This is a genomic window from Streptomyces sp. NPDC039430 (assembly GCF_055639435.1).
Genome location: NZ_JBVKAK010000016.1, coordinates 60,178 through 72,579 on the forward strand (window position 1 = coordinate 60,178; position 12,402 = coordinate 72,579).

13 protein-coding genes are annotated in these 12,402 nt (G+C 70.7%); 4 read left to right on the plus strand and 9 right to left on the minus strand.

Translation table 11 applies throughout. The features are described 5' to 3' along the window. Positions 1-155: 155 nt before the first annotated feature. From ACZ7LS_RS30030 to ACZ7LS_RS30050, 5 genes are all read right to left on the minus strand, one after another. A complete protein-coding gene (locus ACZ7LS_RS30030; RefSeq protein WP_385131558.1) occupies positions 156-1,652 on the minus strand; it encodes a DUF2079 domain-containing protein in 1,497 nt (498 codons plus the stop codon). A 54-nt stretch (positions 1,653-1,706) separates the two neighbouring features. Then, positions 1,707-2,198 carry a hypothetical protein gene (locus ACZ7LS_RS30035; protein ID WP_385131561.1) on the minus strand — a complete coding sequence of 164 codons (492 nt, stop codon included), beginning with the start codon at positions 2,196-2,198 and terminating at the stop codon, positions 1,707-1,709. Then, a complete protein-coding gene (locus tag ACZ7LS_RS30040; protein ID WP_382522077.1) occupies positions 2,191-2,697 on the minus strand; it encodes a SigE family RNA polymerase sigma factor in 507 nt (168 codons plus the stop codon). Before ACZ7LS_RS30040 ends, ACZ7LS_RS30035 begins: the two co-directional genes overlap by 8 nt. 161 nt (positions 2,698-2,858) lie before the next feature. Beyond that, complete coding sequence (locus tag ACZ7LS_RS30045; RefSeq protein ID WP_382522079.1) at positions 2,859-3,266, minus strand: rodlin; 408 nt, start codon at positions 3,264-3,266, stop codon at positions 2,859-2,861. Between the two features lie 174 nt (positions 3,267-3,440). Next, a complete protein-coding gene (locus tag ACZ7LS_RS30050) occupies positions 3,441-3,851 on the minus strand; it encodes a rodlin (RefSeq protein ID WP_356512537.1) in 411 nt (136 codons plus the stop codon). Between the two features lie 255 nt (positions 3,852-4,106). On the opposite strand from ACZ7LS_RS30050, the gene ACZ7LS_RS30055 reads away from it, so the two are divergent. The 3 genes from ACZ7LS_RS30055 to ACZ7LS_RS30065 all read left to right on the plus strand — a co-directional run bounded on the left by ACZ7LS_RS30055 (position 4,107) and on the right by ACZ7LS_RS30065 (position 6,203). Next, the gene (locus ACZ7LS_RS30055; protein WP_382522266.1) at positions 4,107-4,517 is read left to right on the plus strand and encodes a rodlin; all 411 of its coding nucleotides are present in this window, start codon (positions 4,107-4,109) and stop codon (positions 4,515-4,517) included. A gap of 318 nt (positions 4,518-4,835) precedes the next feature. Further along, entirely contained in the window at positions 4,836-5,069 is a 234-nt protein-coding gene (locus tag ACZ7LS_RS30060; protein WP_382522269.1) for a chaplin, read from the plus strand. A 150-nt stretch (positions 5,070-5,219) separates the two neighbouring features. Continuing rightward, positions 5,220-6,203, plus strand: coding sequence for a chaplin (locus tag ACZ7LS_RS30065; RefSeq protein WP_385131567.1), 984 nt, complete (start codon positions 5,220-5,222; stop codon positions 6,201-6,203). A gap of 91 nt (positions 6,204-6,294) precedes the next feature. On the opposite strand, the gene ACZ7LS_RS30070 is transcribed toward ACZ7LS_RS30065, so the two are convergent. Next, the gene (locus ACZ7LS_RS30070; RefSeq protein WP_382522086.1) at positions 6,295-7,563 is read right to left on the minus strand and encodes an FAD-dependent oxidoreductase; all 1,269 of its coding nucleotides are present in this window, start codon (positions 7,561-7,563) and stop codon (positions 6,295-6,297) included. 85 nt (positions 7,564-7,648) lie between these two features. Next, positions 7,649-9,022 (minus strand): carboxylate--amine ligase, encoded by a 1,374-nt coding sequence (locus ACZ7LS_RS30075; RefSeq protein ID WP_382522089.1) that lies wholly within the window; start codon positions 9,020-9,022, stop codon positions 7,649-7,651. A 162-nt stretch (positions 9,023-9,184) separates the two neighbouring features. Here ACZ7LS_RS30075 and ACZ7LS_RS30080 point away from each other — a divergent pair, with 162 nt between their 5' ends. Next, on the plus strand, positions 9,185-10,372 hold the full coding sequence (locus ACZ7LS_RS30080) for a glycoside hydrolase family 26 protein (RefSeq protein ID WP_382522092.1): 1,188 nt from the start codon (positions 9,185-9,187) through the stop codon (positions 10,370-10,372). A gap of 34 nt (positions 10,373-10,406) precedes the next feature. Here the strand turns inward: ACZ7LS_RS30080 and ACZ7LS_RS30085 are convergent, their stop codons facing one another. Both ACZ7LS_RS30085 and ACZ7LS_RS30090 read right to left on the minus strand, forming a co-directional pair. After that, positions 10,407-11,609, minus strand: a complete 1,203-nt coding sequence (locus ACZ7LS_RS30085; RefSeq protein ID WP_385341614.1) for a GNAT family N-acetyltransferase — start codon at positions 11,607-11,609, stop codon at positions 10,407-10,409. Positions 11,610-11,614: 5 nt separating this feature from the next. Next, entirely contained in the window at positions 11,615-12,238 is a 624-nt protein-coding gene (locus tag ACZ7LS_RS30090; protein ID WP_382522098.1) for a YveK family protein, read from the minus strand. Positions 12,239-12,402 lie beyond the last annotated feature (164 nt).

The following is a 12,402-nucleotide window of genomic DNA, read 5'->3' on the forward strand; positions in this document are numbered from 1 at the left end:
AGCTGCGAGTCCTCGCCTCTTCGTGTGCAATTCCTCGTTTCTACACCCGAAGTGACCTTTCCTCACTACTCCGCATGGGGAATTCTCCGCGACAACCCATATGGAACAAAGGGGAGTTGAACGCATGAGCGAGCCGGACCGCTCAGACGCCCGCGCTATGTCCGCGGATTGGCCGCCCGTTCCAGCACCAGATAGCCGCCCACCTCGCCCACGACCGTATAAGTGGCCCGTGGATGCAGCCGCTTCGCGTACCTCAAGGGGTCGGAGACCCACCGGCTCGTGTTGTTCAGCGCGATGTAGTCCGGTGTGATGCCTCGCGTATCGCCCACCCAGAAGACCCGGCAGCGCGAGGTGAGCACGCTGACCGGCCCCACGTTGGCCTCGACCGTCGCGCCGTCGGGGATACGGTCCAGCAGCCGCTGCGCCGCTCGCACCTCGGGCCGGACACGGTAGGTGTCCGCCTCGGTCAGGGCCGACAGCGGCAGCGACGTCGTCAGGGCGAGCGCCGCGCCCGCGACCGCCGCCGGGAGATGGCGCGCGTACGCGCGCAGCCAGGGGCGCGCGTCGCGCCGGATCCGGTGGGCGGCGTCGACCAGCGCGAGCGCCACGACGGGCATCAGCACGGCGCTGTAGTGCCAGCCCGTGCCCCAGTAGTGGTCGTCCGACGACAGGAAGCGCCAGCCGAGCGTGGGCAGGGCGATCAGTATCAGCGGGGAGCGCGGTGCGAGGAGCCCGGTGGTCGGCAGCAGGAGCCAGACGAGGGTACGGAACTTGGTGTCGAAGCCGTCCAGCGGGCCGTTCCCGCCGTCGGCCTTGCCCCAGTAGTCGTATGTGCCGCCCGAGTTGAAGGCCGGTATGACGACCGTGAACGTGAGCACGGCGGCGACCACCGCCAACGCCGCCACCACCAGCGCCTCGCGCACGAACCGCGGTGCCGCGTGCCGCGCGCGCCAGGCCACGACCAGCGCGATCGCGGCGGCGGTCAGCCCCAGGTCCTCCTTCACCAGCACCAGCGGCAACGCCCAGTACAGCGCGGCCCGCCGGCGGCCCGTGAGCAGCGCTTCGAGGGAGAAGGCGATCAGCGGGACCGCGAAGGCGATCTCGTGGAAGTCGAACTCGACCGCCCGCTGCACCCCCCACGACAGGCCGTACGCCACACCGATCGCCAGGCCCGGCCACCGGCCCAGCAGACGCGCCGCGACGCGCGTGACGGGGATGGCGGAGAGCGCGAACAGCGCGGCCTGGGCGACCAGCAGCGTGACGGGCGTGGGAAACAGCCGGTACGCCGGGGCGAGCAGCGCGGTGATGGGGCTGAAGTGGTCGCCGAGGATGTTGACGCCGGGCCCCTTGAGGTCGGCGACGGGGGCCCGCAGCTGCGCGTACGCCCGTATCGCCTGCTCGAAGATGCCCAGGTCCCAGGACATCGTCCGCAGTTGCCGGTACCTGCATATGGACAGGGCGGCGTACGCGCAGAACAGGACCACGGCCACGAGGTACGGATCGCGGACCCGGACAGAGCGCGCCGGGGCCCCGGCAGGCTCGGGAAGCGGCAGGGCGGGCGGCGCGCCAGGGGGCGGGGAAGAGGACGTAGAAGGGGTGGGCGGCGGGCTCGGTATGCCGTTTTCGGGCAGGGCGAGGCTGGCTCCGTGCATGGGTGTGAGATCTCTCTGTGGATACGCGCCGGCGGACCGGACAGGACCGCTGGTCTAGTCGGCCGGCGGCCGGGAGGTGCTCGCGCCGGAGCCGGGCGGCATCGAGGCCGAAGGCCCGGGGCCGGTCCCCCGGCCGAAGGGCGGCGGCGTGAACGTCGGCGCGCCGCTGGGCGACCCCGACCCCGCGCCCGGAGGCGCGGGCGGGTACGCGGCGCTGGTGGACGGCGTGGCGAACGGGGTGCGCGACGGCGGTGGACCGGACGGCGACACGGGCTGCGACGGGGTGACCGAGGGGACAGGGCGGGCGGGCGGCTGCTCGGAGGTGAGGTTCAGCGCGGCGACCGCGCTCGCTCCGCTCAGCACGCACACCGCGCACCCGGCGGCGAGGGCCAGCGTCGTACGCCGCCGCCGGGTCCCGCGTGCCTCGATCTCCTCGACGGGCAGCGGCGACACCCGCCGCCCGCTCCGGTCCGCGGCCTGTTTGAGTGCGGCGGGCAGGCGATCCTCCAGGGGATCCTCTCCGCCTCTTCGATGAAACTCAGGCACCGTGCTCCTCCTCGGAGGCGGGTGAGTCGTCGAGCCCGGCCGCGAGCGCGGCCCTGGCCCGGGACAGATGCGTCTTGACGGTTCCGGTCGAGACCCCGGCCTCTGCCGCCACCTGCTCCACCGTCAGGTCGCACACGTAGTACAGAACGGCCACCAGACGCTGGCGCGCCGACAGCCGCTGGAGCGCGGAGACGAGGGCGACCGTGCCCGGCTCGGGCGCGGCCTCGGTATGCGGTTCGCTTCCGCTGTACCGCCGCCAGGCCTCCAGCGCCCGGCCGCGCCTTCGCCACCGGCTGACCGCCAGCCGGAACGCGACGGTACGGATCCACGCCTCGGGCCCCGCGTCCCTGTCCAGTTTCGCCCGGCGGCCCCAGGCACGTACGAAAGCCTCCTGCACCACGTCCTGAGCCTCGTGAAGGTCTCCGGTCATCAGGTACACCTGTCCCACCAGCTGCTGAACGGAGTGAGCGTAGAACTCCTCAAACTCCTCGACGGTCATGCGGCTCCCAGGACGTGATCAGGTCTCAAGACATATACGCATGGGGGCGGTGATCCGGTTGACACCGTTCCGCGAGTTTTTCCGCACCCGTCGGCCACGGGGCCCGGACATGCCGAAGGCCCGGCCCCGCGCAGTGCGCCGGGCCGGGCCTTCGGGTGGGATCAGCGGTTGCCGACACCGTTCCCGGACAGGACCGGGATGTCGTCCAGGATGTGCGACAGCGGCTCGTCGCCCTTCGCCTGGGTCGAGTTCTCGACACACTGCTGGTTCTGCGGAGAGGACAGAACGTTGATGTCCTGGACCGTGACCGGCACGAGGCCGATGAGGGAGCCGACGTTCGCCTTGAGCGGCAGACCGACACAGGGCTTGTTCAGCGAGCCCTGGACCAGGCCCAGCTGCGGGCTCATGTCGCCCCTGGTCGACTGGTTGCCGAAGGCCTGCTTCGCACCGTTGCCGCTGAGCGAGGTGGTGCCGCCGTCATCGGCGATGGCGAGCGCCGGCGACGCGGCGGCGGCCGTGGCTCCGACGATCGACGCGGCCACAGCGGCGGTTGCCCACAGCTTCTTCATGTAAATGCCTTTCCGGAAAGTCGGACTCCACCGGTGGAGTCCGACTTGCTCAACTCGCTCACGGATGGATTAGTTGCGGCGGTTCCCCCGAATGGCGTAATGCATTATTCAGAGAAAAAGGCCGGTCCACCGCGGAATTCAGCGGTGGCCCGGCCCGGCGGCCCGGCCGATTTCTCAGCGGTTGCCCGTGCCGTTCCCGGACAGGATCGGAATGTTGTCCAGGATGTGCGACAGCGCCTCGTCGCCCTTCGCCTGCGTCGAGTTCTCCACACACTGCTGGTTCTGCGGAGAGGACAGGACATTGATGTCCTGGACCGAGATCGGCACGACGCCCAGCAGGGAACCGACGTTCGCCTTGGCGGGAAGTGCGATACAGGGCTTGTTCAGCGAGCCCTGGATGAGGGCGATCTGCGGGCTCATGTTGCCGTGGGTCGCCATGTTTCCGTACGCCTGCGTGGCGAAGTTCCCGCTGGCGGACGTGGTGCCGCCGTCATTGCCGACGGCGAGCGCGGTGGGCGCGGCGGCGGCGGAAACGCCGACCACGGAGGTGGTGACGGCCAGACCGGCCATGACCTTCTTGATCACGATGAGTCCCCTTCTGAAGGAAGCCCCAAAGTCCCCGGGGCTACTGGTGCAACTCCAGACCCCGGGTTTGGTTCCGGCCCTTCACTCCAACGGCGTATTACCGGGGATCAACAGGCCCGCCAACCCTGGCGACACCGCAGGACAATGCCGCACACACCGGCAAGCCGATCGAGTGAAGCAGCGGAACTAAACAGCTGGTGGCCGGTTGTGCAGGTCGCTCCGCATGCATTCTTTGAGAAAAGGAAACACATCGTGATCAAGAAGATTATGGCCGGCGCGGCCGTCGCCGTCTCGGTGGTCGGTGTCACGGCCGCGGCGGCGCCCTCGGCGTTCGCCACCGCCAACGACGGTGGGACCACCTCCCTGAGCGGAAACGGTGCCGAGGAAGCGTTCGGCAACCAGTCCACCAGGGGCGACCTGAGCCCGCAGGCGGAGCTGATCCAGGGTTCGCTGAACGACCTGTGCCTCGGTGTGCCGGTCAAGGCCAACGTCGGCTCGCTGATCGGCCTCCTCGTGCCGGTCACGGTCCAGGACGTCAACGTCCTGGCGTCTCCGCAGAACCAGCAGTGCACGGAGAACTCCACCCAGGCGAAGGGCGACGAGCCGCTGTCGCACATCCTGGACGACATCCCGGTCCTGTCCGGGAACGGTACGGGCAACCGCTGATCCCGCACCTCCCGCACCACGTACGGGCCGGCCGGGGCGATGGAGCCCCCGCCGGCCCGTACGGCGTTTCCGACGGCCCGTCGAGGACGTGGCGCGGGGCGCGGAATTACGCAAAATTGCGCATGTATTCCGGGATGCACGGAGAAGAAAACATTATCGTGGCAACCGAGTGAACAAACGGCTGCCCGAATCCTGGACAGTTTCTTCGACAGCACATAATCGTTGGACTTCCAGCAGCGGACGTATGAGCCGGAAAAGCCGTGCTCGCGTTCCACGAAAGCCGTGCGAACGTATTCGCCGCTGCGGAAAGGGCTCAAGATGAAGTGCAAGAAGGCCGCAACGGTCGTCGCAGGCCTGCTCCTGGCCATGGGTTCCGCTGCCCCGGCCATGGCCGACGCCGAGGCGGAGGGCTTCGCCGCCCACTCGCCGGGTGTTCTCTCCGGAAACGTCATTCAGGTTCCCGTGAACATTCCGGTCAACGTGTGTGGTAACAGCATCGACGTCATCGGCCTGCTGAACCCCGCGTTCGGCAACAAGTGCCTCAACAAGTGACGTTGCAGTGACGTTGTAAGGGCACCCCGCGGGGGTGTTCTCTGCCGGTCCCGGGGCGCGTACGACCTGCGCCCCGGGACCGGCCTCAGTTGGCACCGATTTCAACCAACGACCACTGCTCGCCGAACCGGCGGGCAGGAGGAGAACCAGATGCGAGATCTCATCAGTAAAGGACTGCTCACCGCCGCAGCGGCGTCGAGCGTCCTCTCCATGAGCAGCGGTTACGCCCACGCGGTGGGCGCCGACGGGGCGGCCGTCGGTTCACCGGGCGTGCTGTCCGGGAACAACATCCAGGTGCCTGTGGAGATCCCGGTCAATGTCTGCGGGAATACGGTGGATCCCATCGGGGTACTCAACCCGGTTTTCGGCAATGCCTGCGTCAATTCGACGAGCGGACCGCAGCACGCGACGCATCCGGCTCCCGCGCACCACGCCGCGCCGGATCCTCAGGCGGCTCCCGCGCCCCACTCGGAGCCCGCGCCCCACTCGGATCCGGCGCCCCACGCCGGTCCCCCGGCGCAGGCGGCTCCCCCCGCACACGCCACGCGGCCGGCTCCCGAGGCGGACGACGCCGTCACACCGCCCGCCCCGCCCCACAGCCACGCGCCGCACCACGGCGTGCCCGGCCAGGCGTCCCCGGGCGGATATCACGACGAGGCCGCCAGCTCCACGCACGCCTCCGCCGGGGCCATCGGCTCACCGGGCGTGCTCACGGGCAACGTCCTGGAGGCCGTCCTCGACATCCCGCTGAACATCTGCGGCAACTCCGCGGATCTGATCGGCGTCCTCAACCCGGCCTTCGGCAATCTCTGTGTGAACGGCACCCCGCAGGCGCCCCACGGAACCCCCGGCACCCCCGGCTCTCCGGAGGCGCCCGAGTCCGCCACCCCGCCGGACGACCGCGCCGTGGACCCGGCCGGCCCCGTCACGCACCCGCGTACCCCGGCCCCCCGGGGTTCCTCCGAAGCGATCCTGCCCGCCTCGTCGTCCCTGACCACGGCCTCGGGCGAGATCGCTCAGCTGGCCTCCACCGGCAGTGACCTGAACATGCTCGCCATGGGAGCCGCCGGCGCCGGTCTGCTGCTCGGTGGCGGAATCCTCTACCGCCGCGGCACCGCCGCCTCGCGCGTCTGACGGCGCGTCCGCCCGGCCGGGAGAACCACGACGGATTCTCCCGGCCGGCGGAGCCCGCCGCGTCCGGCGCCGCCCCGGCCGGGCGGCGCCGTCAGGACAGTCTCGGCTCCCCCACCGGCGTCGACGAGGTCTGCCGCTGGCGGACCGCGGCGAGCGATCCGCCCCGTGATCCGAGCCGCCGCCGCACCCCCGCCACCAGCCGCTCGGCGGTGTACGCCGCCCCGTACACGAACCGCATGGAGGGGCCGAACGACGGGGCGCTGAGCAGTCCGGCCACGAACAGCCCCGGGTACGAACTCTCGAAGACCGCGCTCGCCTCGGGCGCGCTGCTCGGGCGTACCGTCCGCATGCCGGTCCGCAGCTCACGGTCGACCAGGCCGAGCCGTTCGAGCCCCGGGGTGAATCCGGTGGCGGCGATGACATGGTCCGTGTCCACGGTCTCGACCCGGCCGGTGGTGGCGACCAGTTCCAGCCGTACGCGCCCGTCCGCCCGGACCGCGCCCGCCACGCTCTCGCCCAGCCGGACGTCCACCGCCGACTCGAAGCGGTCCCGCAGCCACCACGCGCCGGCGGGGCCGAGCGCCGAGGTGAAGACCCGGGCCCGGGTCGTCTCGGGCAGTCTGCGGAAGATGCCGGGGGTCTCCGCGTAGAGGTAGTTCTTCCATCCGCAGCCCAGGCCGGTGTGCGGGGCGCGGGCCGCCTCCAGGGCGGGGCGCTGCCGGGGCGGCGGCAGGGTGTTCCAGTTCAGTCGGTCCGACCGGGCCACCACCCGTACGACGGTGCCCTGTTCGGCGAGGAGCGCCGCCGTCTCCAGGGCGGCCTGCCCGGCGCCGATGACCGTCACGTCCCGGCCCTCGAAGCGCGTCAGATCGGCGTGGTGGCTGCTGTGCGACACCTGGTCGGAGGGGAGCCCGCGCAGCGGGGCGGGGATGTCGGTGAAGGGCATCACGCCGACCGCGAGCGCCACCGTACGGGCGAGGACGGTGGTCCCGTCGTCGGTGTCGAGCCGGAAGCCGCCGGGGCAGGCCCGTACGGACGTGATCGTGCGTTCGTCGACCGGCGGGGCCGCGCGCTCCGCGAACCACAGGCCGTACGAGGCGAAGAAGCCGACGGGCAGCGGGGAGGCGTGCCGTACCTCCACCCCCTGGGTCGCGGCGTAGGCGGCCAGGCTGAACGCGCCTTTCGGATCGGAGAGATTCGACGCCCACGGTTCGGACTTCAGGAACATGCCGGGCGGCATATTGTCCCGCCACGAGGCCATGGGTCTGCCGAACACCCGCAGATCGAGTCCGGCCGCCGCCGCGTGGGCGGCGATGGAGAGTCCGTAGGGGCCGGCGCCCACAACTACCAGGTCGTACATCGTGTGTCCCGCTTCTCTGTGTCGGACGTTCTGACGTGGGGCTTGGGTGGTTGACGGACGGTTCATCAGGGCTGGACTCACTCGTCTAGGGCGTGTGGGAGACAGGGGGGCGCGGATTGGCGCGGTTCCTGCCCCGTCCGCGCTGCCGTACGGGGGACGTACGAGGCCGCTCGGAGCCGGCCGTACGGCGCCCCGGCAGCGCCCGTCCGAGCCTGCGCCAGCCACGGCGTACGACATGCAGCAGCCACGCGACGGCCATGGCGTACGCGGGCAGCGGATCGTCCAGCGCGAACCACGCGGCCTCCGTGGACCGGGGCCGCAGCACGCCGTGTCCCGCCCGGCGCACGCCCCAGTACCGGAAGGGCGTGAGGAGGGACGACCGCAGGGACGCGAGGAAGGACAGCAGCGCGTAGTTCTCCACCACGAAGGTCCTGCCGTGCGCCGCCTCCTGCGTGGGCACGGCCCGGCCGGTGAGGTCCAGATGCAGCGCCCGTACGACATCGGTGCCCGACCGGTCCGTGAAGAGCCGGAACTGCGCGCCGGGCCGGGGGTTGAAGTCGAGCAGGTGGTAGGCGCCGGTGGCGGTGTCGAGCCGGAAGTCGAGATCGAGGATCCCGCGATAGCCGAGCGCCGAGACCATCTGACGGGCCATCCGCTCGACCGCCGGGTTGGGCAGCCACCGGCCCACCGCGGTCAGTCCGGCCCCCACCGGCCAGGACCGTTCCTTCCGTCCGGCGGCTCCGATCAGGCAGTCGCCGCCACCGCCGCTGTAGCCGTGGAAGAACCAGTCCAGGTCACGGCCCTGCGGCAGGAATTCCTGGAGGAGCAGCCGGCTGCCCGCCTCGGCGCTGCGCCCGTACAGCTCGCGGGCCTCCTGCGGGGAGCGTACGACCAGGGTGGAGCGCAGTCCGGTCCCCTCGGGCAGGAGCCAGGGCCTGCTCCACTTCGCCACCACGGGCAGCCCGAGCGACCAGGCCGCCGCCGCGGCCTCCTCGGCGCCCGAGGGGATGACGGTGCGCGGGTGGGGGATGCCGAGCATGCCGCAGATCCCGACCAGCTCCGCCTTGTCCGCGACGCGCTCCGGCAGCCCTGACGGCTGATCAGGGAGCAGATAGCGGCCGTCGAGTCGTTCCCGCAGCCGGCCGACCGCGATCGCGCTCAGGTCGTCCATGGCGATGAGCACGGGCGGGGTGGCGAGCCGGTCCGCGATACCGAGCAGCAGCCGCTGAATCTCCGCCAGATCCGAAAGCTCCGTCAGATCCGTGGGGTGGTCGGGCCGTAGATACGCCCGGCGCAGATAGCGGGAGCGCCCCACGGGGCTGCGGGCGGCCTCGATCACCGCGTGGACCTCGATCCCCGCGCGGCCAAGGGATCTGACGGCGCCAAGGGTGCCGTGGTGGAACGGGTTGCGGTCGAGCCTCATGAGTACGGCGGGGACTCGGGTGTCAAAGCTCGGCACGGTGATGTCCTTCATTTCGGTAACCCATGCGGGGGATGAAATTCACGAACGGACTACTGGAACGCCAGGCCGGGTTCCCGATCGGCTTATTAGAAATACTTTGTGATCAACGTGACCACGGATCGAGGCCACGGAAAGAGGTCCAACTCACGAGGAGCGGACATGCCCCTTCGACGACGACGGCTGACGACCACCTGCCTGGGAATGGTCGCGGCCGGCCTCCTCACGTCCGGCGCGGCGCTGCCCGTCACCCATGAAGCCGACGAGCCGGCCGCGGCGGAGGATTCGGCGCGGCGCGAGAAACCGAAACCGCCGCGGGCGGCCTCACCCGCGCTCGGCGCGTATCTCGATTACGGCCCGAAAGGCGTCCGGCGTATCGCGGGCATGCAGAGATGGCTGGGCGGCAGGGAGCTGCGGGTGGGGCACACCTATCTTCCCGGTGACGTGTGGTCCAACATCGAGGGCAAGCCCGGCTTCCTTGAGGACTGGGCCGCGTGGCGAAAGGCGAAGGACGACCGGCTGTTCGTCCTCAATGTCCCCATGCTCGAACACAATGAGGAGCGGGTGCCGGACGTTCTCGTCCGCCGTGAGCTGCGCCGGGCCGCGCAGGGCGATTACGACGGCCACTTCAAGGCCCTGGCGGAACGGCTCGTCGGCCTGGGTGTCCCGGACACGGTGATCGTGCTCGGCTGGGAAATGAACGGGGTCACGTACACCCACCGCTGCGGGCCCGACCCGGAGTCGTGGAAGAAATACTGGAATCGCATCGTCACCACCATGCGTGCAGTGCCCGGACAGAAGTTCCGGTTCGATTTCGCTCCGAACCGCGGAAGGGACGCCATTCCCTGGACCGAGTGCTATCCGGGTGACGATGTCGTCGACATCATGGGCATGGATTCTTATGACCAGCCCCCGGGCCGGACATTTGATGAACAGGTGAATGAGCCCTTTGGGCTCCAGGAGCATGTGGATTTCGCCGCTGCACACGGAAAGGTTATCTCTTATCCGGAGTGGGGCCTCTTCCGCAACGGTGACAACCCGGAATACATGCGCCGCATGCTCCAATGGATCGACACGTACAAGCCGGTGTACAGCACACTGACCGACTACTGCCCGCACGGTGTCTGGCAGTGCGGGCAGAATCCCAAGTCGTCGAAGATGTTCCGGGCCCTGCTGTACGGGTTCAAGCCGGAGCCCGTACCGCTCCCGGTGCCCACACCGGCCCCGACCCCCGCGCCCACCGAGCCGCCGCGGAACTGTATGCCGCTGGACCTCGGGCCCTGGGTCGAGAAGTGGCTGGGCGGCAAGATCTGTGTCCACGTCAACTGGTCACGGCGCGAGGACGGCTGACCGGCCCCCCGTCACGGGGCGGCGGCGCCCGGGGTCATCCCCCGGCGCCGCCGCCCCGCAGCCGTTTGACGAGCGCGGCGGCCCGGCCGCGGCCCGCCGCGAGGCTGACCAGCAGCCGCAGGGACGGCGCCAGATACGGCCGGGCGAGCAGCAGGCGCCGGTTGCGCACGGTCTCGGGGCGCCAGTGGTGCTTGTACGGCTCGTCGCCGCGCAGCATGCTCAGTGTGGCGCGGCCACTCGTACTGATCCGCCGCGCCCCGCTCCGCAGCAGTATCGAGGCGACCTCCACCTTCCTGGCGCGCAGCACCGGATCGGCCCCGTACAGATAGCCGCCCTCCAGCAGGCCGGACATCAGGGTGAGATCCGCCGCGACCACCGCGCCGGACAGCCGGAACTCGGTCAGCCGCGCGTCGCCGTACTCGGTCATGGACTGTACGGACCGGATCAGATGGTCCGCGAAGCGCGGGCTGAGGTGTTCCGGGGTGACCCCGCGGCCCTGCCACTGGAGCCGGTGCAGCTCCAGCAGCCGTCCGACCGCCGCCGGGATCTCGTCCTTCGGCACCACCCGTTCCTCGATGCCCAGCGCGTCCAGCTTGCGCAGTTTGGCGCGGGCGCGCTGGGCGCGCGAGGAGGTGAGCCTGCCGAGCAGTTCGTCCATGGGAACGCCGGGCAGTTCGAGACAGAGGGAGTCGTCGAGCTGGGTGCGCGGGCCCGTCCAGCGGGCGAAGATTCGTTCCGCCGCGGCCCCGGGCCGTACTTCGCGCAGATCGATCACCGCCGTACGGGCCAGCCGCGCGAGCGACTTCGCCAGAGCCGCGGCCGCCGCCTCGGTGCAGTCGTCGTGGAGCAGGACGTCGGAGAAGTCGGAGATGGAGCCGCCGAGTTGGACGAGAACGGGGAGGGGGCGGTGGACCAGCATCAGGGGGGCGGCCGCGACGAGTTTCGTGCCCCGGCGTACGAGCACGACGCGCAGTCCGCGCCTGTTCCCGTACGACAGCCACCACGAGTGCAGCCAGGCATGGCTCTGGAACGGTGTGGCCGTGCGCGTACAGCGGTACAACTCGTGCCAGGCCGACGCGAGTTCGGCGAAGCGGTCGGCGTCACGGCAGATCTCGGTGGTGAAGACCGGGCCGGAGGAACGCGAGGCGGAGGCGGAGGGCCGGGCGAAGACGCGGAGGTGCGTGACCGGAGGAGCTGCGGGGGCCGCGGCGGTGCGCGCGCTCGATTCGGCGGCCATCGGACTCACACCGTTTCCGGCTGCGGCAGGGGCTGCGCCTGGGACTGCGGCGGGGCGGACGTCGGACCGGGGACGTTCGCGTGGAACTCACCGCGCCGCGGCTTCGGTCTGACCAGCAGACCGAGCCCGCCGAGCAGCCCGCCCGCGCAGCCGCCGACCAGGGCCGAGAGCCCCGCCGAGGGGGTGACCGGGCCGGAAGGCGCCACGGCCCGGGAGAACCGGAGCACGCGTACCTTCGTACTTCCCTGCAGCTGGGAGCCGTTGACGACCAGCGCCCGCGCCACCCCGTCCGCCATGTTCACCGCGTCCGAGGGCCGGTCCGAGGTCGCCGTCACGGAGATCATCGGAGCGTCCGGCGAGGTGGCCGTCTGCACGCTCTCCTGGAGCGTCCGCGCGGGCACTCCGGCCCAGACCGCCGCGTCACCGATCAGCGCGACCTGAGTGGCGACTCGCCCGTAGGCCGTCGCGAAGCCCAGCGCGGCGGCCGGGTCGGACTTCTCCGTCGGTACGACGACGACGTAGCTGGTCGCCGAGTACTGCGGGGTGCGGAGCATCCCGTACGTACCGCCCGCCAGCGCCCCGGCCAGGACCGCCACCGGCACGATCCAGCGGGCGGGCAGCGCCGCCACCTTCGACAGCCGAAGACGCGGGAGACGGGGGCGGCGCGGGAGACGAAAGCGACGTGGGAGACGCGGGAGACGGAGGCGACGTGGGAGGTGCCCGAGACGGGGGCGACGGGGAAGGCGGAGGCGACGGACGAGACGGGGGCGACGCTCCGCCACCGGGGCGGATT